This window comes from Bacillus sp. EB106-04-04-XG123 (genome assembly GCF_058791855.1).
Genome location: NZ_JBYTDZ010000001.1, coordinates 606,904 through 633,483 on the forward strand (window position 1 = coordinate 606,904; position 26,580 = coordinate 633,483).

Consider the following 26,580-nt stretch of genomic DNA (forward strand, 5'->3'; position numbering starts at 1 on the left):
AAACATTACCATATTTTATCATACTTGACCGAAGAAATACAAAAATGAAAGGAAAAAGAGAGCCTGTTGTCACAAGACTCTCTTTTGAATTCGTTATTCTCTTATTTGTCCTTGACCACGAATGACAAATTTTTCAGACGTTAAGGCTGGCAGACCCATTGGCCCTCTTGCATGAAGTTTTTGTGTACTAATACCTATTTCCGCTCCATAGCCAAATTCAAAGCCATCTGTGAAACGAGTAGAGGCATTATGATAAACAGCGGCAGCATCGACAGCTGTTAAGAAAAGGGCTGCATGTTCATCATTTTCTGTAATGATCGCTTCAGAGTGCTTAGAGCTATATGTTTGAATATGCTGAATCGCTTCTTCTATGTTTTTTACTATTTTAATGCTGACAATCGGTGCTAAAAACTCCGTTGCATAGTCCTCAGTTGTCGCTAATGCAGCACTAGGAGCAAGCGCGCAAACGGCTTCATCACCGCGTATTTCTACCCCATTTGATTGAAGGGCTTTAAATAACGAAGCACCGTATGTTTTTGCCCATGTTTCATGAATGACAATGCTCTCAATCGCATTACAAACAGATGGTCTTTGGGTTTTGGCATTCAGCACAATCCGCTCAGCCATTTCGTTTTTCGCTGTTTCATCAATGTAGATATGACAATTTCCTGCACCTGTCTCAAGCACCGGCACAGTAGACTCTCTCACTACAAGATCAATTAAATTCTTCCCGCCGCGCGGAATGAGGACATCGAGGTATTCATTTAAGGTGAACAGCGTTTTCGCCGTTTCACGGCCAGTATCTTCAATCAATTGCACACTGTCTACTGGAATATCCGTCGTATGAAGCGCTTCATGAATCACCTTTACAATCGCTTTATTACTATGAATAGCAGATGAGCTTCCGCGCAGAATCACAGCATTGCCAGTTTTCAAGCAAAGGGTCGCAGCATCGACTGTCACATTTGGTCTTGCTTCATAAATCATGCCAACCGTTCCAAGCGGTACACGGACCTTTTCGATGAATAGACCGTTTTCTTTTTGAATGGTTTCTAACGTTTCACCAATTGGATCTTTTAGCTTAATGAGTTGAAAGGTCGCGTCTGCAATGGCTTCAATTCTCTCTTCCGTGAGTGTGATCCGGTCAATGACAGATGACGTGAACTGCTTTTCCTCAGCCGCTTGGACATCCTTTTGGTTCTCCTCTATTAAATAAGCTGAAGATGCTTTTAGTGCACTCGCAATGGCGTGCAGGGCAGCATTTTTTTGTTCCGTCGTTTTTAGAAGCAGCTGATCTTTAGCTACACTTGCTTTTTTTGCTTTTTCAAGAACTTCATTCATCGTATTCCCTCCTCAGTTTTGTACATGCTGTACCCAGTGATCTCGGTGTATGACCTCAGGCTTCTCTTTTGAAAGCTCGTCACTTCGCATTCCTTTAATGCCAAGAAGCTCATCGGATGCGTACAAGGTTTGTCCCTTACCAACTAATCCGTTTGGCCCGACGACTTCTACAACCTCTCCTTTAGAAAAGTCACCAGCGACATCAATGACTCCTGCCGGAAGAAGACTTCTGCCATTATGCAAAATCGCCGCTTCCGCTCCTGCATCAATCATGATCTTTCCAGAGACCGGTGAGTGGAATTGAATCCATTGACGGCGGTTGTTCACGGCTGATAAATCCTGTTCACCGATATACGTTCCGTCACCTTGACCCGCAAGAATGCGAAGCAGTTTGTTTTCCCCAGTGCCTGTACCAATGAAGACTTTCACACCAAGTGAAAGTGCCGTTTGTGCAGCAGACAGCTTCGATTTCATTCCGCCTGTTCCAACCTTTGAACCAGTGCTCTTTGCATATGAAAACAATTCTTCTGAAATGTGAGTCAGGACATCAAACCGCTTCGCCTCAGGATGCTCATTTGGATTTGCATCATAAATGCCATTGATGTCTGTTAATATGATCAATTGGTCTGCATGGATTAATCCACTGACAAGAGCTGACAGCATGTCATTATCCCCAAAGGTAAGCTCCTCGATGGAAACTGAATCATTTTCGTTTATGATCGGCAAAATCTTTCTTTCCAGCAGCTCCATCATCGTTGCGTAAGCATTTCGATATCTTGTTCGATCTGAAAAGTCATTACGTGTTAAAAGCATTTGAGCAGGTGTCATCTGAAACTGTGAAAAAAGCTCTGTATATTTTTGCATTAACAAGCCCTGACCAACGGCAGCGGCTGCCTGTTTCCCCTTTAAGGTCACAGGTCTTGATGGATAGCCTAGGCTTCCAAATCCTGCCGCAACGGCTCCTGATGAAATTAAAATGATTTCATGCCCTGCTTCTTTGAGCTTTGCTATGGCTCTTACATGATCCTGCATCTTTTGTTCATCAATCGCTCCTTTTTGCTCTGTTAATGAACTGCTGCCAATTTTTATGACGATCCTTTGCTTTTTCATCCTTGATTCCCTCCGCTATACCTTTAGGCACAAAAAAATCCCTTTTTCTCCTTATGTAAAGGACGAAAAGGGATTTTCCGTGGTACCACCTTCATTGAATAAGCATGCGACATGCTTATTCCACTCAACTCCTGTAACGCCAGGCACGCGCTTAGATTTTTCCTCTAAGGCTCAAAGGGCAGGTTCAGCAGCTGTCTGCGGCAAATGTTTCAGCATATCATTTGCTCTCTTTACGCATCAGTTCCTGCTTACTATTCCTTTTCAACGCTCATTAATTTTTTTATATTATCACCAATTGCTAAAGAAAAGTCAAGCGGTCAATTAAAGACAATCGTTTTATTCTCATGAACAATAATTCGATCTTCCAAGTGCCATTTGACAGCACGTGCAAGCACACTGCGCTCAATTGTCCGGCCAATATTTTTTAGAGCTTCCGCATCATCCCGGTGATCTACACGCTCAATATCTTGTTCAATGATCGGTCCTTCGTCTAAATCATTGGTCACATAATGAGAAGTCGCACCAATTAATTTGACTCCCCGCTCATATGCCCGCTTGTATGGGTTTGCACCAATAAACGCTGGCAGGAAGGAATGATGAATATTAATGATTTTATTCGGATGCTCTTCAATAAATTTAGGCGTTAAAATTTGCATGTATCGAGCAAGCACAACGGCATCAATGTCGTACTTTTCTAATAGAGCAAGCTGCTGTTTTTCTGCCTCTTGACGAATGTCTTTATTCGCCTTCACAAAATGGAATGGGATGCCGAGTGCTTCGACCGTATCCTTTGCCGTTTCATGATTGCTGATCACAACTGCGATTTCAGCCATTAAATTTCCGCTTTGCCATTCCCATAGAAGTTCATTTAAACAATGAAGCTCTTTCGATACAAAGATCGCCAGCTTTTTCAGATCACTTGCACGTGACATGCTCCATGTCATTTGAAATGATGCGGCAATTGGCTCAAAGCTATTTTTCAACTGATCTAAGTTGGCCGAAATGTCTTTCCAATCAAATTCAATTCTTAAAAAGAACCGGCCGCTTTCATGATCTGTTGTATATTGGCTGGATTCAATGATGTTCGCTCCGTGCTCAAATAAAAAGGAAGAAACAGCTGATACAATACCAGGCTGATCCGGGCAGCTGACAAGCAGTCTGCCTTTTTGCTCGTGCTTTTGTCTGTGTAATTCAAGTTTCTCTGTAATCAATGTTCTCATGTATCATGACCTCATTTACGTTTTCATTCTAATGAAATATTATACTGGACTGGAAAGAGAAAAAGCAATGAAGAGCCCCTTTTTTATTGAATATTCATTCAATTCTGCACGTAGCGTGATATAATGTGAGGAGACCTTTTATCACAAAAGGAGTGATGGAGATGAAAAGCATGACTTTGTTTGGTAAAGTGAGCTTTTGGGTCGGCATCATATGTCTGATCACAGGTATTTATCTATTTATGACCGGTGAAAGACTCATTCCTTTGCTCACATTTGGTGTCTGTTTTCTGCTAGTGAGTCAGCTTTACCGCAAAAATGAAAACGATTCCAATCATCATTCGATGTAATAAAAAAGGCTGGCAGACAGATGCCAGCCCTTTTCTTATTCAATAATCTTTAACCCGACCGCCGCAGATAAAATCAGTGCGATAAAGAAAATACGTTTTGCGTCTTTCGACTCACCATAAAAGAGCATGCCGACAATGGCTCCTCCAGCAGCTCCAATACCTGTCCAAATGGCGTACGCCGTTCCCATCGGAATTGTATTCATCGCAAGAGAGAGCATGAGAAAGGACAGCGAAAATCCAGCTGCAATAAATAAAATCCATTTGACATGCCGGTCTTTCTGGAATTGATTCATCATGGTGACACAAAGCATTTCTAAAATGCCTGCCCCAATGAGTAAAAGCCAGCTCATGATTCAGTCTCTCCTTTCTTTTCTCCTGTGGTCAGCTTGAGCCCTAATACACCGCTTAAAAGCACCATGATTAAAAGTAATTTCACTAGCTGTACCGGCTCCCCCATGACCATACCTACTATGACAGTACCTGCTGTCCCAAGTCCGGTAAAAACGGCATAAAGTGTGCCAACTGGCAGTACAGTCGTAGCTTTCAGTAGTAAATAAAAGCTGACGACAATACAAACGATGGTTGCGACCCATTCCAATAAAGAGTCAGCATATTTCAATCCCATCACCCAGCCGACTTCAAAGATCGCCGCAATCAAGACATTTCCCCATTTCATTAGATCCCTTCCTTTCTGAACGATTCCAACCAACAAAAAAAAGCCTGGAAATCGATCGTTTGATCAAATCTCCCGGGCTTTTATCCCTCCGTGTCATATGGTCTATTGTCTAGACCCTATGTGTTTTCTCTCGGTCCAGACTGCGCCACCCGCACGGAACCCTAGAAAACCAATTCATGATAAGCAGATCTGACTTAGAGCAGATTCTGTGTCAAAATTGTATCACACCCCTAAATACTGGTCTATCACTTTGCTTTCCTCAGGCAAATATACTTGTTCATTTTTCGAAAGAATTTTTATGGGACCGCCGTATACTAAGTGTTAGAAACAGGTTAACTGATCAAGAAGATTTACAGGCTGTTTCGCTGCGGACTGAAGGGAAATGAGCGTATATGACAATCAATTTATTTTTTATGACATTGACGATCAAGCGTAAATACAAGGACATGGAGACCGTACTTTACGAACAAGAAGTTGAAGCATTTTATGAAGAAATGAAACAGAAGCAGCTAAAGTATATGAACTAAAACAGGAGGAGATCGACATATTTATCATGCTTGCATACGAGAAAGAAGTTTCCTTAAAGCGCGGGTACGGCAACGATCACATCGCTGATATAATGAAATAAGATTGATGTGATGAACGATCAACTTTAGAATGCTGAAAAACATTTTATAGAAAATCAAGAGGTGGATTCATATGATGATGACCGATGAACAAAAACATGAATTTTATCAAGCACTTGTTGACAAGAATCCGCAATATGACGGCACATTCTTTGCCTGTATTAAGACAACCGGCATCTTCTGTCATGCCACATGTACGGCCAGAAAGCCAAAATATGAAAACTGTGAGTTTTTCTTTACAGCGGAGGAGGCACTGCTGGCAGGGTATCGCCCATGCAAACGCTGCACACCATTAACATACCCTAACAGCATTCCTGAAGAAGTCAAAACACTCGTTTCAGCAGTAGAAAAAAATCCTGAGAAACGCTGGAAGGAAGAGGACTTCCGTCAATTAGGGATTCACTCTGCCACAGCTCGAAGAAAGTTTAAAGACATTTACGGCATGACCTTTGTTCAATATGCAAGATCACGCCGAATGGGACTTGCCTTTAAAGAAATTTTGAACGGAAAAAAAGTAATTGATCAGCAGGTCACCTTCGGCTATGAATCTTCAAGCGCCTTCAATGATGCATTTACGAAAATCATGGGAAATCCCCCTAAAAAAGCGCAGATTCACATTCTCTATGCTAATTTTATTTCCACACCGATCGGGCGGATGATCAGCGTGACAGATGCCACACATGTGTATTTACTGGAGTTTATGGACAGGCGGGGACTCGAAAAAGAAATTGAAACATTAAGAAAGAAGCATCATGCCCGCATTTTAGTTGGAGAAACAAACGTCCATCAGCAATTAGCAAAGGAATTGGCCTTATATTTTGAGAAAAAGCTGACAAAGTTTACTGTACCCCTTTCCTTACATGGCACCCCTTTTCAAATGAAGGTGTGGGAGCAGCTCTCACTCATTCCATCAGGGCAAACGAGATCCTATCGTGATCTAGCCACAATACTGGGCGATCCACATTTGGTTCGTGCCGTTGGTAATGCAAATGGTGCGAATCAATTGGCGATTATCATTCCTTGCCACCGCGTGATTCAAACAAATGGTGAACTTGGAGGCTACGGCGGGGGGATTGAACGGAAGAAATATTTGCTTCATTTAGAACAGCGTGAATAAAAGAGAAAACGGCTCTGCTTATTCGGTGAGCGAGCCGTTTTCTCCGTTACGGGTGATGCTGTATACATCAATGATTTGGTCCCATTTTGAAATGGTTTTTTCTTTTTTCATGCCCATTTTTAAAGCAACCTTCACCGACGCTTCATTCTCAGGACGTATTAAGCTGATCATCCGTCTGACCTTCATTTCTTCAAATCCATAGGTGAGACAGCCTTTTGCAGCCTCAGCAGCATAGCCATTCCCCCACGCCGCTTTCTTTAGCATATACCCGATCTCAAGCTCGGTTTGCCCTTCAATGTTTTGCAGGACAATTCCGCTTTGTCCAAGTCGTTCATTTGTTTCTTTATCTTCAATGATCCATAGCGAGGTGTGGTACGTGCGGTCATTTTTTTGATTCCATGCAATCCACTCTTTTGTCTGCTGTTCATCCTTCAAAGAAGGATAATACTTCATCACTTCTTCGTCTTGAAACAGCTCGTCATATAAAAATGACGCATCATGTTCATTCATCGTTCTCAGTTTCAGGCGCTCTGTTTCAAATACTGTTCTTGTTTGAACTGTCATTGATGACCCTCCCTTTTTTTACTTGCTAAAAATATCTCCGAACAAACCATTTGAATCTGGGGCAAAGTAATGGAAGCCCGCACCGGTTAAACTAGCAGCCAGCGCTGTCCACATCATTAAGCTCACGGTCATCCACACCGCGACTTGCTTTCTTTTCGTTCCAAAGCTCATGCACATCAAGGCGGCTAAATGACTTCCGATGATAAAAGGACCAATGAGCGCTAATCCAGGCAGACCGTATCGTTCCCAAATTTTTCTCGCCCGCAGCTGCTTTTTCTCTCCTTTTTCATCACCTTTCTCTTCTTTTCTCTTTAACCACCATGCTTTAAACCGGTCCACAAACACAATGAGAAACAAGACTGTGAGAAAGTTGCCGATGAATCCAATCACAGCTGTTGTCACAGGATGCAGTCCACTTAAGATTGCGAATGGAACGACACCAATCACTTCAAAAAAAGGCAAAGCAGCCAATACAAAAACGAGTACATATCCCCATACGATATCCAAAAACAGAACCCCTTTTCATTTTTGTCCTCTCCCCATTGTAATGAAAAACACAATTCCATTTCTACATTTTTTTAGAAAAAGAAAAGCACATCGGATCGGATGTGCTCAGTTTACATTCGTATTTTCATTTTTCTTATTTGCCCGGCGCAGGACAATGAGCATAAGTCCTATTAAAATCACAATAGACAGCAGGCTTTGCAGTAAAATCACACTTGGTGACGTCCAGCCAATCCATTCGAATATGAGCTGCGGTCCGAAAAAGATGAGCGGAATCAATGAAACGACATTCGCCTTTAAGATTGCATTGAATACAACGATACATAGCAACATAAGCAGAATGACGCCCCATCTTTGTCCTGAAGTAAGTACAAGTAATGGCGTGCCAAGTTTTTGATCCAAAAGTTTGATTGTCACCATTGCTGTCAGCTGAAAAATTCCTAATATCCAAAAGTAGAGAAATACCCGGCTGCTTGTTTGAAAGGCGGTCGCTCTAAACATCACAATGATCATGATCACATTGGCCACTAAAACGATTGGATATCCAATCAAAGCAAACCAAGAATATGATAAGTTTTGACTGATTGCATCTGCTAACATCATGTAAAAAAGTGACCCAATCAAAAAAGCACTGACAAACGGCACCCAGTCTTTATGATTTCCTGACAGCTCTTTTGAGAGTTCATCTGCATAGCTCCGCGGATCTCCGCCGAACACATCCTCTCCTGTTTTGCCGTCTTTTTCAGCCTCAACCGCATGTGTGGTCAGTTCGTCCATCAGCTCATCAATCTCATCCTGATTTTTTCCCTTTGATATGAGATAAAGTTGCAGCTCTAGTAAAATGTGTCGTGTTTCTTTTGATACCATAATCTCACTTCCCTTTTTGTAATAAGCGGTTTACATTATTTGAAAGCTCATCCCAGCGGGCAATAAACTCTGTGAGCGCTAGTTCACCCGCTTGTGTGAGCGTATAGTATTTCCTTTTCGGTCCGCTTGCTGAAGCTTTTGTGACAGTGGTCACCAGCTGTTCCTTTTGCATTCGCAGCAAAATCGGATAGATACTGCCTTCACTTATTTGATCAAATCCATAATGCGCGAGCTTCTTCGTCATTTCATACCCATAAATTTCGCCCTCAGAAATAATCGACAGCAGACAGCCTTCTAAAATCCCTTTTAGCATTTGTGTGGATGTTGTCATAATTGTTCCTCCGGTTTCAGTATCTTGCATCACAAGATAGCTTCATCTTACCATACACTATCTTGCCATGCAAGATACCGTACTAGAAAAAAATCACCGCTTAAAGGGTGATTTTTACGCCCAAGGTTTATCTGTCCCAAGTGCGTCAGCAAGCGCCTTACTATGTTTTCGGCGGCTTTTTCTTTCCTCTGCCCGCTGCTTCGCTGTTTGATGAAGCATGATCTCTTCTTCTGTTTCCGGCATCACCTGCGGGACTCGTTTAGGCTTTCCGTTTTCATCTAATGAGACAAATGTCAGAAATGAAGTCGCTGCGAGCCTGCGTTCTCCCGACATCAAATTTTCTTTAATGACTTTGACGAACACTTCCATAGAAGACGTGCCGACCCATGTGACATAGGATTCCAAGCATACGGACTCCTTTTGTCCAATCGGCTCTAAAAAGTCAACAGAATCCATTGAAGCTGTGACCGTTTCACTGCGGCTGTGTCTTGCTGCCGAGATAGAGGCAATGTCATCTATATAGCTCATTAATTTCCCGCCAAATAACGTTTGGTGGTTATTCGTATCGAGAGGGAATACCCTGCTGGTTTTTACAACTTTCGATTCCTTGCAGTATTTGAAATTTTCTTCACTCATCATCATAGCTCCTTCTTGCTGTTTTCGTAGATGCGGAACGACTTTTATTAAACACTATTCTTTTAGGTTTGTCTAAACTTTTTGCTTTAGTCTTATGTGAGAGATTTTCTTTCGGAAATGTTTCAACCATGACAAGAAGAAGGAATAATAGAACTATGAACGAACAAGGAGGCCATTTGATGGATTCGATGAGAGCAGAGCAATTATACAAAATGCCGCAATGCATGAGTGAATACGACGATTTAGAAGAAGTTCTTTTATGCAGTCCTATTTATATGGAAATCAAACAAATTATCAACGAAACACAGAAACATTTTGCGAAAGAAAATATTTCTCAAATGAAAGCAGTCGCTCAGCATAAAGAATTGATCCAAACGCTTAAAGATCATCAAGTACGGCCCATCCTGCTCCCAGCGAATGACCGCTTCCCTGAGCAAGTCTTCACTCGGGATATTGGGTTTACGATTGGACATACACTGTTTGTTTCAAAGATGGCCGCTCCGGTTCGGCAAGGGGAAGAACAATGTCTAAAAGAGTGGGCACAGGCAAACGGGTTATCAGCTGTCACCTTGACAGACGGAACGATTGAAGGCGGCGATGTGCTTGTGGATCAGAACCGTGTGTTTGTTGGCACGAGCAAAAGAACTAGTCAAGCCGCTATCTACCAGCTCAAAAAGGAACTGCCGGATCACGACATCATCCCAATTCACCTTCCTCCTCACATTTTGCATCTCGATTGTGTGATGAATATTCTGTCTCATGACGAGATAATCATTTATCCTGAAGCGTTCAAGCAAAAGGATCTCCAGCTGCTCAAAACGTATTATCATTTTGTTGAAATCAGTGAACAAGAGCAATTCACACTTGGACCAAATGTTTTATCCATTGGGCAGAAAAAAGTGATCAGCTTGCCAAGCAACCAAGAAACAAATGCTGCATTAATCTCTCACGGGTACACCGTTATTGAAGTGGACTTTTCTGAAATTATTAAATCTGGCGGCTCGTTCAGATGCTGCACATTACCTATTCGGCGTTCATCTATTAAAAAAGCCAGCGTGTAGAACAGCTTGTCTACTTGCTGGCTTTTTATCTGGCTTGTCCTATTTTCTATTATATAAATGACAGGCGACTTCATGTCCTTCTTCCACTGCTTGTAATACTGGCTTTTTTTCAGCACACACATCCATCGCGGCAGGACATCTTGTTCGAAATACACAGCCGCTTGGCGGGTTCACTGGACTTGGAATTTCTCCTTTTAAAATAAACCTTTTGCGCTTGTCCTCTACGTCAGGATCTGGAATGGGGATGGCAGACAGCAAGGCTTGTGTATATGGGTGAAGCGGTGTTTGATATAATGCATCACTCGTCGTCAATTCAACGAGATGGCCTAAATACATGACACCGATTCGGTCGCTAATATATTTCACCATCGACAAGTCATGTGCAATAAAAAGAAAAGTTAATCCTTCCTCTTTTTGCAGTTTCTTCAGCAGATTCACGACCTGCGCTTGAACGGAGACGTCTAATGCAGAAATCGGCTCATCTGCCACAATAAACTTTGGCGCTAAGGCAAGTGCTCTTGCAATGCCGATTCTCTGCCTCTGTCCTCCGCTAAATTCGTGCGGATACCGGGTGGCAAAATCATAGCTTAACCCTACCGCTTCGAGCAGTTCTTTTACGCGGGCAATCCTTTTCTTTTGACTGCCATAAAGCTGATGAATCTCCATTGGCTCCAGCATAATATCTTTTACTGACAGTCTCGGATTTAAGGAGGAATACGGATCTTGAAAGACCATTTGCATTTGCCGGTTGAAATCAAATGATTCTTTTTTAGAAAGGCGGTGAAGACTTTTCCCTTCATATAAGGCTTCACCATCTGTTGGTTCATAAAGACGCATGAGCACTTTCCCAAGTGTGGATTTGCCGCAGCCAGATTCACCAACGAGACCAAAGGTTTCACCTTGTTTCAGCTGAAAAGAGACACCATCCAGCGCTTTTAACGTTCTCCCTTTTGATAGGTGAAAATGTTTTTTGAGGTTGTTTACTTGTAAAAGTGGTTCAACTGTCATGACCGCTCCTCCTCTCGCTTGGTAAATACCGCCTTGCACCTGCCCATTCCTTTTCATATGAAGTGCCAGAAAGGGAAAGCAGTTCAATTTGTCTGCCGGTTTTAGGCGAATGAAGCATCTTCCCGTCTCCAGCGTAGATCCCTACATGGCGGACCGCTCCCTTTCCGTTTTCATTTGCAAAAAACAACAAGTCACCTGGTTCTAAATGGCTTGATGTCACCGGCGTTCCTTGAACTGCTTGGTCACTTGCGTCTCTCGGTAAAAGATATCCGCACGCTTTGTACATGCTGTAAGCAAAGCCTGAACAATCATAGCCAAAGCTGCTCATGCCTCCCCATAAATATGAAAGTCCAATAAATTGTTTTCCTGCGTCTACGACATCTTTGCCGGTCAAAGAGTAAGCATGTGATACTGGGCGTACATCCGCTTTGTTGATTTCTCTTATTCCTACTGGTGTGACAACATAAAATTGATCATCTGTTTCTTTAACTGCTGCCAGCTCTGTTAAAAAACTAATCTCCATATCGGGTTCCCCGTTTTGATAGAGCGTGGCTTTTTTCTGACAAACGATCAGAAATGCTGCTGACGCACTTCCCTCTGTTACTTGGATTAATTGCTTAGCAGGTATATAGCCTGGATAGCCTTGCGGATGTTTCCGGCTGGCCTGCTGCGGTATGACGACTTTTATCCAGCCATCTGCCTCTTCTAATCCAATCACTCGCCCGCCGAGCAGTACTTGAGATTGAATCAAATTTTCTTCACATAAAGCCAACTTTTCTTCATATGTTTGCTGGTCAATCCACTCTTTGATGTTGATGGAGTCCTGAAGTACATTTCGATCGATTTCTCTCGGAGACTGCGGCGCTGTCCATACGTTAGCGACTGGAACCTTTGATTCATATATCATCACGAGACTCCTTTCACCCCTTGAATGCCTAACCCATGATCGAGCGGTAAAAATATGTCTTTTCCTTTGTACACGATTCCTCCGTCTATCATGTCTTCTTTCAGCATAAGCGGCGCATCAAAATCGCAGCGGGTGATATTCGGCTGACTTGCGGCGAAATGTGCCGCTGCTGTAATGCCAAGCTTTGACTCAATCATACTGCCAACCATGCACTGAACACCGTATGCTTCAGCTAGGGCATTGATTTTTAGTGCTTCTTTTATTCCGCCCGATTTCATTAGTTTTAAATTGATCAGATCACAGCTTCTCGTTTCAAGCACTTTGATTGCATCATGAAAACTAAAAATGCTTTCGTCTGCCATAATCAATGTATCAGTTGCTTCTGTCACACGGCGCAGACCTTCGATATCTTCTTTCGGCACTGGCTGTTCTACTAATTCAATATTCAGTGCTTCCATTTTTCGAATGGCTGTGATCGCTTCCTTCCACGTCCATCCTTGGTTTGCGTCGAGCCTGATCTGAATGTCCGGTCCGACTTTTTCTCGAATCCGCTTGATCCGCTGAATATCCGTGTGTATGTCATCTTTCCCCACTTTCACCTTTAACGTCTGAAAGCCTTCGGCTGCGTATTGTTTCGCATCTTCTGCCATCTCGAGCGGACGGTTTACACTGACCGTATAGTCGGTTTCGAGCTGATGACGATATCCGCCAAGATATTGATAAAGCGGAAGTCCTGCCTGCTTTGCTAACCCATCATAAATGGCCATATCGATTGCAGCCTTTGCGCTTGTGTTGCTTGCGAGCACACGGTTCATAGCAGAAAAGATTTGTTCATACTCTGCCAAGGAAGCCCCGAGCAAAATGGGTCTGATCACTTCACAGATGGCATAGTCGATGCTTTCCAGCGTTTCTCCTGTAATCACCGCCGTGGGAACTGCCTCTCCGTAGCTGACGTCACCTTGATCATATGTGATGATGACGATCAGAGATGCTGCGTCATACACCGTTCTTAAAGCGGTTTTGAAAGGCTTTTTTAGCGGTACACTCGTTCTGCATGTATGAACATCCACGATTTTCATTTGATCGCCTCTTTCGCTGCAACGCCTGGAGAAATGTGCAGTTTTTTCCCCGCCGCATCTAGTGCAGCCTGCACGCCCATTGGAATGGCAAAGTTCGGTGATGAATGACCGATCCGAAAGCCGCCGAGTGCAGGTTTCTTTTGCGACACAATATAGGTTTCCCACAGCTGTTCCAAGGTTAAGGATTGGTCTTTCTTTTTTGGTTCACATTGATGAAAATCTCCAATAATGAATCCTGCCGCATCATCCAGTTTTCCAGCAGAGGTGAGGTGCTGCATCATGCGATCGATTTTATACGGCTCTTCGTCAATATCTTCAATGAACAACAGCTTTCCCTTCGTATCGATTTCAAAAGGTGTACCAAGTGTTGTCACGATGAGGGCAAGATTCCCTCCTATGATGTCACCTGAAGCAGTGCCGGGGTAGAAGGTATGAAGAGGTGACAAGTGATGCGTATACGTAAAGGCCTTCGGGGCAAACAGCTGCAAAAAGGTATCCTTCGTATACGGATGAACCTCTTCAAGTCCTACATCAGAGGAAAGCATTGGTCCATGAAAGGTCACAAGGCCGGTCTGCTGCTGGATGGCCGTATGTAAAAACGTAATGTCACTATAACCCCAAAAGATTTTCGGATTCCGGCGAATGAGATCATAGTCAATGGCTTCCGCAAGTCTCCCAGTTCCGTACCCTCCGCAGGCACAAATAACTGCTTTGACTTCTGTATCTTGAAACATGCCATGAAGATCTTCCACTCTTTCATGATCACGCCCCGCTAAATACCCGTACCGAGAATCGAGATACTTCCCTTTTTTCACCTTCAGCCCGAGGCTTTCTAAAAAGGCAATTCCTTTTGCTAATTTCAATTCATCAGGCGGGCTTGCTGGTGCAATAATCCCCACCGTATCCCCTGTTTGAAGCGCTGCTGGCAGCTGGTTCATGCCAATCCCCTCTTTCTCTTTGTTTCTTTCAATCTATGGGCATCTTCTCCATAACATGAACGAATAAAGGAACAGACGCTTTTGTTAAAAGCGTCCCATATTGTTGACAAAGGGCTAAAATGATCTTTATTTTAGCCCTTTGTCTTCTATTCAGCGTGACCTGAAAACCTTTGCAGTCTAGGAAGGACGAGCATCGGAGCGGAGCGAATTTGAAATTGGTGAGCACCGGAGCGCAGGACTGACAACGAATGCGAGGGTTTGTCTGCGCGCTGAGACGCTTTTGTTCAAAGCGTCCGTGCTCCTCATTCCCTTCAATTACTCTCCATCTACTTGCGCCCATTTCAAATCGATATACCCAACAGGATGGCGAACAATCCCCTTCACGGCCTCTTTTTGTAAATGGACTTGGTTATAAAAATGAATTGGAATGATCGGTGCTTCTTCCATGAGAAGTGCCTCTGCCTCATGAAGGATGCTGTTTCTCTTTTGTTCATCTGCTTCCTGGCTCGCCTTTTTAATCAGCTGATCATAGGTGTCGTTTGACCATCCCGTCCGGTTCATCGCATTCCCTGTTTGAAAGCTCTCTAGGAAATTGATCGGATCTGCATAGTCTGCTAAAAATGAACTTTGCGAGAATTGGAATTTCAGTGCCTTTTGATCTTCTGCAAATACATTGGCTTCCATGTTTGCAAGCTTCACGTCCACACCCAGCGCTTCTTTTAATTGCTGCTGGATGGCTTCAGCTTTTTTCTTGTTCTCAGGCTTTGTGCTATATGTTAATGTGACGGGCGGCAGCTTCGAATAGTTCTCTTCTTTCAGCCCTTTTTCTAATAGCTTCGCAGCTTCACTCGTATCATGTTTGACAAGATCGCCGCCAGCTTCTCTGAAATCTTCACCCTTTGAATCTAGAATTCCCGGTGAAACGAAGGCACGGGCAGGCTTCTCTTTATTCTTTGTTACATAATCCACGATATCTTGCGGATTGATCGCCATTTGAAAGGCTTTGCGAATGTTCGTATTTTGAAAAGGTTCCATGTTCACATTCAGACGATAAAAAAACAGTCCTGCCTGATCTTCAATGTGCACATCTTTATTTTTCAACAAATTTTCACTTTGTTCTGCTGGGACGAAGGCAGTATCTAAATCTCCCGATTGATACATTTGATAATCCGTGTTGCGATCACTGATCATCAGCCACTTTATCTGGTCCAGCTTAACTGATTTTTTGTCCCAATATGTCTCACTTTTTTCCATAGTGAAGCTCTCATCATGCTTCCATTCTGTCAGCTGAAACGGTCCATTCCCAACAAAGGTTTTGGCATCCTTTGCCCAATTTGGGTCCTTCTCAGCTACGTTCTCATTGACAGGGAAAAAGGCAGGGTTTGCGGTCATATTTAAGAATGACTTCTGCGGGTATGCCAGTGTGACTTTTAGCGTTTTATCATTTTCAGCACTGACTTTTACGTCCTCTTTCTTTCCCTTTCCGCTGTTAAATGCCTCTCCGCCTTCAATCATATAAGCTAAGAACGATGCAGAGGAGCCTGTTTTCGGATCGAGCAGACGCTTCCACGCATATTCAAAGTCACTCGCTTTCACTGGATCACCATTCGACCACTTGATACCATCTCTTAAATGAAACGTGTACGTTTTTCCATCCTCTGAAATCTCCCATTTTTCAGCCATTGCAGGAGATGGTTCGTGCTTTTCATTCAGTCTCGTTAATCCTTCCATTAAGTTATTCAGCCCTTGCCACGATACATTATTAAAACCAATCGGCGGGTCAAATGACGTCGGTTCGTTTTCGTTATTTAAGGTTAATATTTTCTTTTCACCCTTATTACTTGATGATCCTTTACCTGCTTGCTCATTGGCTGTACATCCTGCGAGCAGCATGATGATGAACAAACAAACACTGATGATCCACCCTTTTTTTCTCATCAAAAACTCCCCCTTTGTGTTGAAGATAACATCGCTTGGTTCGCTCGCTCATCCTGGAGCCAGCAATGCACTGTATGAGTAGGTGACCGCTGCGTTTCGTGCGGCATGATATGATCACACACTTTCATGGCAGACGGGCAGCGATCGGTATACGGACAGCCCTTTGGTGGCGCAAATAAATCAGGCGGGCTTCCTTCAATCGGAATCAGTTCATCTTTCATATCAAGTCTTGGAACGGATTGCAGGAGCCCTTTAGTATAAGGATGCTGCGGACTGTAAAAAATATCTCGCCTCGTTCCGACTTCAACCATTTTCCCTCCGTACATGACCGCTACCCGGTCGGCAACTTGGGCTACGACCCCTAAGTCGTGTGTGATTAAAATAATGGTGACACCTGTTTTCCTCTGAATCTCTTTAAACAACTCTAAAATTTGTGCCTGTATGGTCACGTCCAGCGCGGTCGTCGGTTCATCTGCGATCAGCACCTTTGGCTCACAAATCAGTGCCATTGCAATCATGAGCCGCTGCCTCATTCCTCCGCTGAATTGGTGCGGGTATTGCTTTAACCTCTCCTTCGGCTGCGGAATACCAACCAAATCAAGCATCTGTATGGCGGCTTCTTTCACTTCTTTTTTTGTCAGCTTTTGATGTTCCTTCGCCGCTTCCATCAGCTGATCCCCTATTGTCAAGGTTGGGTTGAGTGCCGTCATTGGATCTTGGAAGATCATCGAGATATCGACACCTCGTATGGCGCGCATTTCTTTTTCAGATAATGACAGCAAGTTGCGGTCTTGAAACCAGATTTCTCCCTGATCAACATGCGCGCTGTATGCAGGCAGAAGCCTCATAATACTTTGTGATGTCACACTTTTTCCGCAGCCTGATTCTCCTACAATGGCTAAGGTTTCTTTTTCATAAACATCGACATTCACTCCGCGTACTGCTTGAACTGAACCGCCGTATATCCGAAAGCTGACGTGCAGATCGATAATTTGCAGAACTTTTTTCACAGCACCATCACCTCTTCATCTTTGGATCAAGCGCATCTTGCAGGCCATCACCTAAATTGTTAAAGCAAAACATCGTGAGTGAAATAAAAAATGCCGGGAAAAATAAACGCCACCAATGTCCATTGTCTGACAGCACAGTCGGCAAAGCATCATTGGCCATCACGCCCCAGCTTGCAAACGGCGCTTGAATACCTAAACCGAGAAAGCTTAGGAACGCTTCAGCAAATATCGCGGTCGGCACAGTGAGGGTCATCTGGACAATAATCGGCCCCATCGTATTCGGCAGAAGGTTGCGGCGAATGATCCGCAGGCTTTTGGCACCAAAGGTTTTTGAGGCAAGGACATATTCCTGGCTTTTCAACTGAAGAACCTGACCTCTCACAATTCTTGCCATTCCAATCCATCCGGTGACAGTGAGCGCTACAATAATGGTGACAAGCCCTGGTCCCATGAGCACCATCAATAAAATGACGACAAGTAAATAAGGAAGTCCGTAGAGCACCTCGACAATCCGCATCATGATATGGTCATAGCGTCCGCCTTTATAGCCGGCTATGCCCCCATAAATCACACCGATGGCAAAATCAATCAGGGCTGCCATGACACCCACAAATAACGAAATGCGTGCTCCGTACCAGGTACGTGTGAACACATCTCGCCCAAGCTCATCTGTGCCGAACCAGTGAGCAGCCGAGGGCGGCAGATTTTGCATCGAAAGACGCTGCTCTGTCACACTATTTGGCGCAAGCAATGGGCCTAAGATTGCCATGACAAAAAGAAAAATCAGGACCGATAGACTAAACATCGCAAGCTTATTTTGCTTCAGCCGCCTCCATGTATCAGCCCAATAGGAAAGAGAGGGTCTTTTAATGGCATGGGCTTCCGTTTTCTTTTGCTCTCGAGGAGAAAACCATTCGTCCGGGACTTCAGGATGCCTGTTCGGTGGATCATGCTGAAGGTGTATACTCATGCCTTTCCTCCTTTCTGATGCAGCTGAATCCTTGGATCAAGGAGACGATACGCCACATCGACAATGAAGAGAAGTGTGATTAAAATAATGCTGTAAAAAACAGTGGTTCCCATGATGACAGGATAATCACGGTTGTTAATGCTCTCGACAAAGTATTTTCCCATTCCAGGAATGGCAAAGATTTTTTCAATGACAAAACTTCCTGTTAAAATACTTGCGACAAGTGTTCCAAGAATGGTCACAACGGGTAAAAGTGCATTCCGAAGCGCATGCTTAAATACAATTTTTAAGGGAGAAAGTCCTTTTGCTTTGGCAGTACGGATATAGTCTTGCGACAGCACTTCAATCATGCTCGATCTCGTTAACCTGGCGATAATGGCCATTGGCCCGACAGCAAGGGCGATTGTAGGCAGCACCATATGCATTGGACTTGTCCACATCGCTGTAGGAAAGAGCTTCAAATTGACAGCAAGCTGCTGAATTAATAAGGTAGCAAAGATAAAGTTTGGAATGGATATACCGAAAACAGCAATGGTCATAGCGATGTAATCAATCAAACCATTATGCCGGAGGGCAGCCATGACCCCTAGCAGGATGCCAGAGATGACAGCAATCAATATTGAGATAAGACCAAGTTCTAATGAGACTGGGAAGCCTCTCGCCAATAGATCATTGACACTTTCAGAAGGCTTTTTAATGGAAGGACCAAAATCAAAGGTAACAATGGATTTTAAATAGATGACATATTGAACATAGAGTGGTTCGTCTAAGTGATAGTAGCTTTCGAGGTTTCGCTGGACGGTTTCGTTTGTATTTCGTTCTTCATTGAAAGGCGATCCTGGGATGACCTTCATTAAAATAAACGTTAAAGTCGTAATCGTTAAGATCGTGGCAATCATCGCAATAAAACGCTTGAGCAAAAAGCTGGCCATCTGCTGTCTCCCCCTCGCTTAACAAAATGTTGTACGTGCGGCAAGCTCTGTCATGACAAGCATCGCTTGATAGGCTTCTAATATATTCTCTGCTTGGTACGTTACCATTGTTGTTCCTTCTATGATGGCAGTACCCGGCATTAAATTCGCCCATTCAGCTTGTCCATAGTTGGCAAACTCAATCTTAAGCAGCGGCTGCTCAGGAGGCGTCAGCGGCTTCATTTGATCAATCTGTTTCATCGCGGCTTCCACTTGCTGCGAGATTTGTTTATTGACTTTGGCTGGAGGTAAGCATTTCACAGCAGATCTTGAGATGGTCTCTTTCACCGCTACTGTTTTCACACCAGGCATCAGCTTTTCTGCCTCTAGTGCTGCTTGATCATCCCCGCAAACAAGAATCACTGGAACACCATAGTAGCCTGCAACATACGCATTAAAGCCCATTTCACCAATTGGATGATCATTTATGTAAAAATGTCTGACCCCAAAAATCATACTGTGCGACATCACACCTTTCATTGATGCTCTTGCATGATAGCCTAAAAAAACAGCTGCATCATAGGTTTGATCCAACCCTTGCACCATTGAATAAGGCTTTACATCACCTGATATGAGAACTGCCTCTTCATGCAGTTCTTCGATCAAAAGATTATTCATTTTAGAATGACTGTCATTCACCAAAATGTCGGTGGCACCATGCTGAATAAGCGCCTCTACACAGGCATTCACTTCACCTGTCATAATACGTCTGCCCCGCTCATAGTTATGCTGGCGTGAATCAACAAATGTATGATCAGCTAGACCAGTAATTCCCTCCATATCGACAGATAGATAGAGCTTCATTCCCATCCCCCTTTAATTAAACATAAAATTTGTGTATATTTTTCTAAATTTTCTAAAAAATTATATGAGAACTTGATTGATTTTTCAATACAATGTCTGAAAATAAGGAATTTAGACTCAGATAATACAGGTCAAAAGGCTAATTCAGAAAGGATTTTTTTAACAAATAAAACACCACTAACTATGCCTTTAGTGGTGTTTATCCGCTTCATTAATCTGTGATTTCAGCTGCTCATATTTCTTCATGGTTTGTGTAAATAAATCATCGAACATCTGAGGTGCCTGCTGTTGAATGACCTCAGCACCTTCTCCTGTAATTCCCCCTTTTGTCGCCACTCTATCGACAGTTTCAGCAAAGGTGAGACCTCGTTCTACAAGGATCTGGCCTGTCCCTAAAAGGGCATACGTTAAAAACTCATTCGCTTCCTCTAAGGAAAGATCACTATTTCTCACAGCCGCTTTCGCCATTTCTTCAAACAGAGCAGCAATAAAACCAGGAGATGAGCTTGTCAAATTGCTTGCCGCATCAAACCGATCTTCCTCTACCTCCCTGACGATGCTAAAAGCTGAAAGCAGACGGTGTAAACGTTCCTTGTTCTCATGCCCTGCGGCTGCACCATGCGCAACAAGGGATACGCCTGTGCCAACAGCTGACGTGAGTGTTGGGATGTATCTAGACACTGGCTGTGTTGTATGTGCTTGTAACTTTTCTAATGTCACAGCTGCTGCTACTGACACAATATGTACCGCTTTCGCTTTAGATGGCAGCTGATCTAGAACATCTAGTACAGCAAGCGGCGGCACGCAGACAAACAATATATCACATGACGCAGAAAGTTCGTCTAATGAACAAATGCTGATTTCTTGATGCTTTTCTTGAAGCTGATGCAGGCGTTCCGTTTCACTTCTTGTATGGATCATGATTTGATGAGCATCTAGTACCCCATTTTCCAGCCACTTTTGCACCATCATATCAGCCATACTTCCATATCCAATAATTCCGATTGTCTCCACAGTTTAATCTCCTCTATTTTGCTAAGATTCACTACTTATTTTAACAATTTCCCACAATGTTTTCATTTTTATCCCACACTTTTTTCTTACGATAAAATCAGTCACCACCACATACGGTAAAACACCTTGAACACATACATGAAAAAATCAATGAAAGAGAGTGATTCGGATGACTCACAAAGATGACAAACAAACTATTGAACAACCTCAAAAACAGAAGAAGCCAAATGGCTGGTTTAAACCATTCGTCAGCGGTGTTGTGGGCGGTATATTAGCGTTAGGTGTCTACGTTCTTACACCGTATGCTCAGCATTCATCAGACAGCACTGCAAATGATTCGGCAGCGAAAACAGAAGCAGTATCGACAAATCACACGAATTCGTCAAAAACAACAGCCGTCCAAACAGCAAATTCATCAAACAGCATTTCCAGCATGGTCGAAAATGTATCACCAGCAATTGTCGGCATTACAAACTACCAAGCACAAACTCAAACAGACACGAGTTTTGGCGATTTCAGTACCCCTTTCGATGAATCACAGCAAAACAAAAGCAGTCAAGAGGAAAAAACCGGTACAGGCTCAGGAGTCATTTTCAAAAAATCAGGCAATAAAGCCTATATCTTAACAAACAACCACGTCATTGAAGGGGCAAACAAACTCACCGTATCCTTACACGATGGCAAAGCCATTGAAGGAAAACTGGTCGGAGCTGATCCGCTCACTGACCTAGCTGTTGTGGAAATTAGCAGCAGTCATGTGACGAAGGTGGCGGCATTAGGCAATTCCTCCTCACTGCGTGCTGGAGAAACTGTCATCGCAATCGGAAACCCGCTTGGTGAAGACCTTTCAAGAACGGTAACACAAGGAATTGTCAGCGGTGTCGATCGAACAGTCTCTATGAACACATCAGCAGGCGAAAGCAGCATTAATGTCATTCAAACAGATGCAGCCATTAATCCAGGTAACAGCGGCGGCCCGCTTCTAACGACAGACGGAAAGGTTGTGGGGATCACGAGTATGAAAATCTCTGAAACAGGTGTGGAAGGCATTGGATTCGCGCTGCCAATCAATGATGTCAAACCAATCGCTGATCAGCTTCTCGCAAAAGGAAAAATTGAACGTCCATATATCGGCATCAGCATGCTGGATCTCGAACAAGTTCCAGATGTGTATCAGAAAGAAACACTCGGACTTAAAAGCAGTCAGCTCGATCAAGGCGTGTATGTCAAAGAAATCGCCGCTGGCTCACCTGCCGCCAAAGCAGGCTTAAAGTCAGAGGATGTCATTACCGCCATCAATGGAAAACAAATCAAAACTGGCAGCGAATTACGTCACGAGCTATACACGAATACAAAAGTAGGAGACACCGTGAGCATCACCCTCATTCGAAACGGAAAACAAGAAACGAAACAGGTCACATTAACACAATCTGAATCTAAGCAAGTCAGTTCCTAATGAAAAAACAGCTCAGTTATGAGCTGTTTTTTTATGACGATTGAATTGGCGTTAATCTTTGTTCAATTTCTGCTCGTTTATGCTCTAGGAATGGCGGAAGGGCTAATTGATCGCCAAGTACATCCACCCCTTCATCAACTGTAAACCCAGGACCATCTGTTGAAATTTCAAATAAAATACCATTTGGCTCTCTAAAGTAAAGAGCTTTAAAGTAAAAGCGTTCTACAACACCAGAGTTCGTAAAGCCTGCTTTTGATATTTTTTCATACCATTTTTCAAGCTCTTCTGCATCCTTCACGCGGAATGCGACATGATGCACACTTCCTCTGCCGGAACGTTCAGAAGGCCCTTCTGTTTTTTCAATCACATGAATTTCTGTTCCAGCACCGCCATTTCCTGACTCAAAAATGGTCACGATCTCACCATCATTTGATTGTTCACGTGCTCTTTCGGTGAAACCAAGGATGTCTGTTAAAACACGGATCGTCTTATCAGCTTCTGCAACAGTTAATTCAACTGGACCTAAACCTCTAATCGCATACTCTGCAGGGATATCGTCATGCACTGGCGGTGAGCCTTCTTCTTGTGCGTTCGGTTCTACTGTTAAAAACAGCTGCTGCCCTTCTGGATCTTTAAAACGCAAGGCAGGTCTTCCGCCTCTCAAGGAAGCTGTTTCTTGCTGTACGCCTTTATCTTCAAACCGCTTTTCCCAAAACGTGAGTGCCTCTTCAGAAGAAACGAGAAGGCCTGTGCTTGTGATCGCATTTGTCCCTTCCAAACGGCGGGCAAGCATTGGAATCTCAAAGAATGTAAGCTCTGTTCCTGGTGAAGCAACCTCATCTCCATAAAACAAGTGATACATAGACGGGTCATCTTGATTGACTGTTTTCTTTACAAGTTTCAAGCCAAGAATTTGGCGATAGAAATCAACATTCTTCTGAGCATTGGCTGTTAACGCAGATACGTGGTGAATCCCATTGATTTTCATTATTTTCACTCCTATTTTTAATTATCTCGAATTCGAGATAATTTCCTTATGAATAAAATAGTTCATTTTTCAAGAAAAGTCAACCATTTAACTGTACGTTTACTGGTTGTTCGGTTTCCGGACATTAAATTAACATTAAATCGAAAATAATCTTTCATTGTTCGTTTTTAACACAACATTCACCCTGATATCTCCAATAAACGAACACTTTCAATCACAAATACGAAAATCAGAAAATTTTTTTAATTCTTGTTTTCCTAAAATCGTATTACAATGAACAAAATACATGTCACAGTAACGTACGAAAGTGATGCAGGAGGTCGTGTGTAATGAACAAAGAACAACCAGCGTTAAAACAAGACATCGGCTTATTTTTCGCCCTATCTCTTGTCATCGGGACCATTATCGGGTCAGGCGTCTTTATGAAGCCAGGCAACGTCCTTTCCTATTCAGGGAGCTCAGACATCGCATTATTCGCTTGGCTGTTAGGTGGAATCTTAACCCTTGCAGGCGGACTGACTGTCGCTGAAATTGGTACACAAATCCCGAGAACCGGCGGTTTATACGCCTATCTTGAAGAAGTGTATGGTGAATTTTGGGGCTACTTATGCGGCTGGGTACAGATTATTATTTACGGACCCGCCATCATTGGTGCACTTGGTCTTTATTTTGGTTCATTATTAGCCAATTTATTTTCGCTTTCGACTTTATGGTCTACAACGATCGGCATTATCACCGTTTTATTTTTATGTATCATCAACATCATGGGAACAAAATACGGCGGATTTGTTCAGGGGCTGACCACTATTGGAAAGCTTGTCCCGATTGCCGCTATTATTGTGTTTGGCATATGGAAGGGTAACGAAAACATCTTCATGGCTGTCAACGATAGTATCGCTCAAATGAACTTCGGTGCAGCGATTTTGGCTACGTTATTTGCTTATGATGGCTGGATTTTACTTGCTGCGCTTGGTGGAGAAATGAAAAACCCTGAGAAACTGCTTCCTCGCGCGATGGCAGGCGGAATTTTAATTGTGACGGCTTGTTATCTCTTTATTAATGTCGCACTTTTGCACGTGCTGCCAGCTGATCAAATCGTCCAGCTAGGTGAAAATGCGACAAGCACTGCTGCTACCATGCTCTTTGGACCAATTGGCGGGAAAATCATTAGTATTGGGATCATCATCAGTATCTTTGGCTGTTTGAACGGAAAGGTTCTTTCATTCCCACGTGTGATTTTTGCGATGGCAGAACGAAAGCAGATTCCTTTCGCCAACGCGATTTCCCGTATTCACCCAACATTTAAAACACCTTGGATCGCTGTATTTGTGCAAATTTTGATCGCCATTGTGTTTATGATCGTCAGTAATCCCGAGAAGCTGTCTGAAGTATCGATTTTCATGATTTACATCTTTTATGTCATGGCCTTTTTCGCCGTCTTTAAGCTGAGAAAACAAAACAGCGGAATGAAGCGTGCGTACAGTGTACCACTTTACCCGCTGACACCAATCATTGCGATTATCGGTTCATTATTCGTCTTAATCAGCACCATGATCACCGATTGGAAAAGCTGTCTGATCTCCATGCTGATCGGCATGGCTGGACTGCCTATTTATTATTATATGAAAAAAACACAAAATAAAGCAGAGCACTAAGCAGTGCTCTGCTTTATTTTTTATATTGCTTGATCACTTTGTATGATTCGTTTAAATATCTCATGAGCCGGTATGGCTTACTAAGCACGCGGATTGGGAGCCTTGAGATAAATCCATTCAGGTTCGACTTATATTCCTGCGTGATCCGCTTTGGCTTTGTCGCTATTTTCTCATATACTTCTTTGTAAAATTCCTTCATGATGTCGACTTGCACACTGATCTTTTGATGACACTCTGTACACTCAACGCTTTTCATCTGATCATTCACATAAACGATGCTGTGGAGGGTCTCTTCTTGGCACCGAGTACAATGTAGGTTTGCTTCCATTTCGGTTTTCTTCAAGATACACAGCTCCTTTCTCGTTTGATGTTGCTCTTGTTATACCATTCGAACGCTGCAAGCCTTTTATTGCACGGATGCTTCCTTTAAAATGGCTGCCGCCGTTAGTTCGTCTGTCACCAGTACTTGGATGAAGCCGCCATTTAAAGCCCCTAAAATACTTTCTGCTTTATGGGTTCCTTCTACAACAGCGATGACCGTTTTGACGCTCTTTAATTGTTCCAGCGATAAGCCTATGACCTTTTGATTCAGTTCATCTTGGACAGGTTTTCCTTCTCCATCAAAGAAACGAAAACCAATATCACCGACAGCGCCTGATTGCCTTAAACCAGATAAATCCTCTTCTTTTAAATAACCGACTGTTTTTAAAGTCGACCCTTTATGCGGGTTGCCAATACCGATGAGGGCAATATCCACATTTCTGCCTTCTTCAAGCACAGCTTCTATGTCCTGCATCGCCATAAGCCGTTCTTTTAATTCTTCTGTTTCTAAAATCGCAGGGGCATATAAATAGGAACATGTGCCGTTCATTTTCTTTGCCAGCTCATATGCCAGCTGATTGGCATGAATATCGACTGCCTGCCTGCCCATTCCGCCCTCTAAAGGAATGACCTTCACATCGTTTCTTCGTTCAAACGGATATTCTTTGACAAGCTCAGCAAGTGTCGTCCCCCATGAAATACCGATTTTCTCCGCATTTTTCATGTTTTTAGACAAATAATAGGCGCCTGCTTGACCGACTGCCCGCTTCACCATCTCGGACATTGTCCCAACACTTGGGACAACGACCGCATCTGTTAATTGAAAGGTTGTTTCCAGCTGCTTCTCAAGTTCCACTGTATGAATGCTTTCGTCTTTAATGTACACTTCAACGATTCCCACATCTTTTGCTTTTTGTAAGAGCTTTGAAATGACTGGTCTTGAGACATTGAGCTTTTTTGCAATTTCTTGCTGCGTCCACCCGTCTGTATAATAAAGATGAGCAACTTTGACGAGCTGTCGTCTTTCTTCCCAATTCAGCATGTGACATCATCCTTTTAATATACTATGATTACCAGTATATCAAACATTCGTTTCCAATTGGAACAATTGTTATGAAAAT

General features: G+C 43.2%; 29 protein-coding genes, 1 riboswitch and 1 other annotated feature. Of the genes, 6 read left to right on the forward strand and 23 right to left on the reverse strand.

Features of this window, described 5'->3' with window-relative positions; all coding sequences use genetic code 11:
* Positions 1-93: 93 nt before the first annotated feature.
* From AC3WTB_RS03105 to purU, 3 genes are all read right to left on the reverse strand, one after another.
* Positions 94-1,341, reverse strand: coding sequence for a glutamate-5-semialdehyde dehydrogenase (locus tag AC3WTB_RS03105; RefSeq protein ID WP_492333283.1), 1,248 nt, complete (start codon positions 1,339-1,341; stop codon positions 94-96).
* Positions 1,342-1,353: 12 nt separating this feature from the next.
* On the reverse strand, positions 1,354-2,451 hold the full coding sequence (gene proB / locus AC3WTB_RS03110; protein WP_366206591.1) for a glutamate 5-kinase: 1,098 nt from the start codon (positions 2,449-2,451) through the stop codon (positions 1,354-1,356).
* Positions 2,452-2,506: 55 nt separating this feature from the next.
* Positions 2,507-2,725 (reverse strand) — a binding site (T-box leader).
* A 43-nt stretch (positions 2,726-2,768) separates the two neighbouring features.
* Positions 2,769-3,671 (reverse strand): formyltetrahydrofolate deformylase, encoded by a 903-nt coding sequence (purU, locus tag AC3WTB_RS03115; protein WP_039178002.1) that lies wholly within the window; start codon positions 3,669-3,671, stop codon positions 2,769-2,771.
* Positions 3,672-3,832: 161 nt separating this feature from the next.
* On the opposite strand from purU, the gene AC3WTB_RS03120 reads away from it, so the two are divergent.
* Complete coding sequence (locus tag AC3WTB_RS03120) at positions 3,833-4,018, forward strand: hypothetical protein (RefSeq protein ID WP_126681736.1); 186 nt, start codon at positions 3,833-3,835, stop codon at positions 4,016-4,018.
* A gap of 35 nt (positions 4,019-4,053) precedes the next feature.
* Here AC3WTB_RS03120 and AC3WTB_RS03125 read toward each other — a convergent pair whose 3' ends face one another.
* Entirely contained in the window at positions 4,054-4,368 is a 315-nt protein-coding gene (locus tag AC3WTB_RS03125; RefSeq protein WP_024424636.1) for a DMT family transporter, read from the reverse strand.
* On the reverse strand, positions 4,365-4,694 hold the full coding sequence (locus AC3WTB_RS03130; protein ID WP_492333284.1) for a DMT family transporter: 330 nt from the start codon (positions 4,692-4,694) through the stop codon (positions 4,365-4,367). Before AC3WTB_RS03130 ends, AC3WTB_RS03125 begins: the two co-directional genes overlap by 4 nt.
* Positions 4,695-4,761: 67 nt before the next feature.
* Positions 4,762-4,870, reverse strand: a riboswitch (guanidine-I (ykkC/yxkD leader).
* A 216-nt stretch (positions 4,871-5,086) separates the two neighbouring features.
* On the opposite strand from AC3WTB_RS03130, the gene AC3WTB_RS03135 reads away from it, so the two are divergent.
* A complete protein-coding gene (locus AC3WTB_RS03135) occupies positions 5,087-5,221 on the forward strand; it encodes a YrzI family small protein (protein WP_341083603.1) in 135 nt (44 codons plus the stop codon).
* Positions 5,222-5,393: 172 nt separating this feature from the next.
* Positions 5,394-6,437 (forward strand): bifunctional transcriptional activator/DNA repair enzyme AdaA, encoded by a 1,044-nt coding sequence (locus AC3WTB_RS03140; protein ID WP_492333285.1) that lies wholly within the window; start codon positions 5,394-5,396, stop codon positions 6,435-6,437.
* 18 nt (positions 6,438-6,455) lie between these two features.
* Here the strand turns inward: AC3WTB_RS03140 and AC3WTB_RS03145 are convergent, their stop codons facing one another.
* From AC3WTB_RS03145 to AC3WTB_RS03165, 5 genes are all read right to left on the reverse strand, one after another.
* Positions 6,456-7,001 (reverse strand): GNAT family N-acetyltransferase, encoded by a 546-nt coding sequence (locus AC3WTB_RS03145; protein WP_492333286.1) that lies wholly within the window; start codon positions 6,999-7,001, stop codon positions 6,456-6,458.
* 18 nt (positions 7,002-7,019) lie between these two features.
* A complete protein-coding gene (locus AC3WTB_RS03150) occupies positions 7,020-7,508 on the reverse strand; it encodes a small multi-drug export protein (protein WP_039177994.1) in 489 nt (162 codons plus the stop codon).
* Positions 7,509-7,613: 105 nt separating this feature from the next.
* Positions 7,614-8,372: an HAAS domain-containing protein gene (locus tag AC3WTB_RS03155; RefSeq protein WP_492333287.1), complete on the reverse strand. Its 759-nt coding sequence runs from the start codon at positions 8,370-8,372 to the stop codon at positions 7,614-7,616.
* A gap of 4 nt (positions 8,373-8,376) precedes the next feature.
* The gene (locus AC3WTB_RS03160; protein ID WP_058838949.1) at positions 8,377-8,703 is read right to left on the reverse strand and encodes a PadR family transcriptional regulator; all 327 of its coding nucleotides are present in this window, start codon (positions 8,701-8,703) and stop codon (positions 8,377-8,379) included.
* A gap of 114 nt (positions 8,704-8,817) precedes the next feature.
* A complete protein-coding gene (locus AC3WTB_RS03165; protein WP_008346212.1) occupies positions 8,818-9,339 on the reverse strand; it encodes an acyl-CoA thioesterase in 522 nt (173 codons plus the stop codon).
* 179 nt (positions 9,340-9,518) lie between these two features.
* Here AC3WTB_RS03165 and AC3WTB_RS03170 point away from each other — a divergent pair, with 179 nt between their 5' ends.
* A complete protein-coding gene (locus AC3WTB_RS03170; protein ID WP_106025247.1) occupies positions 9,519-10,400 on the forward strand; it encodes a dimethylarginine dimethylaminohydrolase family protein in 882 nt (293 codons plus the stop codon).
* A gap of 39 nt (positions 10,401-10,439) precedes the next feature.
* Here AC3WTB_RS03170 and AC3WTB_RS03175 read toward each other — a convergent pair whose 3' ends face one another.
* From AC3WTB_RS03175 to proG, 10 genes are all read right to left on the reverse strand, one after another.
* Positions 10,440-11,408, reverse strand: coding sequence for an ABC transporter ATP-binding protein (locus tag AC3WTB_RS03175; protein WP_064498353.1), 969 nt, complete (start codon positions 11,406-11,408; stop codon positions 10,440-10,442).
* The gene (locus AC3WTB_RS03180; protein ID WP_492333288.1) at positions 11,398-12,315 is read right to left on the reverse strand and encodes a C40 family peptidase; all 918 of its coding nucleotides are present in this window, start codon (positions 12,313-12,315) and stop codon (positions 11,398-11,400) included. Before AC3WTB_RS03180 ends, AC3WTB_RS03175 begins: the two co-directional genes overlap by 11 nt.
* A complete protein-coding gene (locus tag AC3WTB_RS03185; RefSeq protein WP_058838946.1) occupies positions 12,315-13,394 on the reverse strand; it encodes a dipeptide epimerase in 1,080 nt (359 codons plus the stop codon). Before AC3WTB_RS03185 ends, AC3WTB_RS03180 begins: the two co-directional genes overlap by 1 nt.
* Entirely contained in the window at positions 13,391-14,332 is a 942-nt protein-coding gene (locus AC3WTB_RS03190) for a S66 peptidase family protein (RefSeq protein ID WP_492333289.1), read from the reverse strand. Before AC3WTB_RS03190 ends, AC3WTB_RS03185 begins: the two co-directional genes overlap by 4 nt.
* Positions 14,333-14,647: 315 nt before the next feature.
* The gene (locus tag AC3WTB_RS03195; RefSeq protein ID WP_492333290.1) at positions 14,648-16,270 is read right to left on the reverse strand and encodes a peptide ABC transporter substrate-binding protein; all 1,623 of its coding nucleotides are present in this window, start codon (positions 16,268-16,270) and stop codon (positions 14,648-14,650) included.
* Positions 16,270-17,280 carry an ABC transporter ATP-binding protein gene (locus tag AC3WTB_RS03200; protein WP_492333291.1) on the reverse strand — a complete coding sequence of 337 codons (1,011 nt, stop codon included), beginning with the start codon at positions 17,278-17,280 and terminating at the stop codon, positions 16,270-16,272. Before AC3WTB_RS03200 ends, AC3WTB_RS03195 begins: the two co-directional genes overlap by 1 nt.
* A 7-nt stretch (positions 17,281-17,287) precedes the next feature.
* Complete coding sequence (locus AC3WTB_RS03205; RefSeq protein ID WP_144464805.1) at positions 17,288-18,250, reverse strand: ABC transporter permease; 963 nt, start codon at positions 18,248-18,250, stop codon at positions 17,288-17,290.
* Entirely contained in the window at positions 18,247-19,182 is a 936-nt protein-coding gene (locus AC3WTB_RS03210; protein WP_039177974.1) for an ABC transporter permease, read from the reverse strand. Before AC3WTB_RS03210 ends, AC3WTB_RS03205 begins: the two co-directional genes overlap by 4 nt.
* Before the next feature lie 18 nt (positions 19,183-19,200).
* Positions 19,201-20,025, reverse strand: coding sequence for a D-aminopeptidase DppA (gene dppA / locus AC3WTB_RS03215; RefSeq protein WP_492333292.1), 825 nt, complete (start codon positions 20,023-20,025; stop codon positions 19,201-19,203).
* 189 nt (positions 20,026-20,214) lie between these two features.
* Positions 20,215-21,039 (reverse strand): pyrroline-5-carboxylate reductase ProG, encoded by an 825-nt coding sequence (gene proG / locus AC3WTB_RS03220; RefSeq protein ID WP_410560064.1) that lies wholly within the window; start codon positions 21,037-21,039, stop codon positions 20,215-20,217.
* Positions 21,040-21,208: 169 nt separating this feature from the next.
* On the opposite strand from proG, the gene AC3WTB_RS03225 reads away from it, so the two are divergent.
* Positions 21,209-22,495 (forward strand): S1C family serine protease, encoded by a 1,287-nt coding sequence (locus AC3WTB_RS03225; RefSeq protein WP_492333293.1) that lies wholly within the window; start codon positions 21,209-21,211, stop codon positions 22,493-22,495.
* A gap of 31 nt (positions 22,496-22,526) precedes the next feature.
* On the opposite strand, the gene AC3WTB_RS03230 is transcribed toward AC3WTB_RS03225, so the two are convergent.
* Positions 22,527-23,483: a ring-cleaving dioxygenase gene (locus AC3WTB_RS03230; RefSeq protein WP_047203045.1), complete on the reverse strand. Its 957-nt coding sequence runs from the start codon at positions 23,481-23,483 to the stop codon at positions 22,527-22,529.
* Between the two features lie 329 nt (positions 23,484-23,812).
* Here AC3WTB_RS03230 and AC3WTB_RS03235 point away from each other — a divergent pair, with 329 nt between their 5' ends.
* A complete protein-coding gene (locus AC3WTB_RS03235) occupies positions 23,813-25,138 on the forward strand; it encodes an APC family permease (protein WP_039177966.1) in 1,326 nt (441 codons plus the stop codon).
* A gap of 13 nt (positions 25,139-25,151) precedes the next feature.
* On the opposite strand, the gene AC3WTB_RS03240 is transcribed toward AC3WTB_RS03235, so the two are convergent.
* Together AC3WTB_RS03240 and AC3WTB_RS03245 are read right to left on the reverse strand one after the other, a co-directional pair.
* Positions 25,152-25,481: a hypothetical protein gene (locus AC3WTB_RS03240; RefSeq protein ID WP_024426788.1), complete on the reverse strand. Its 330-nt coding sequence runs from the start codon at positions 25,479-25,481 to the stop codon at positions 25,152-25,154.
* 63 nt (positions 25,482-25,544) lie between these two features.
* A complete protein-coding gene (locus tag AC3WTB_RS03245) occupies positions 25,545-26,501 on the reverse strand; it encodes a sugar-binding transcriptional regulator (RefSeq protein ID WP_024424944.1) in 957 nt (318 codons plus the stop codon).
* Positions 26,502-26,580 lie beyond the last annotated feature (79 nt).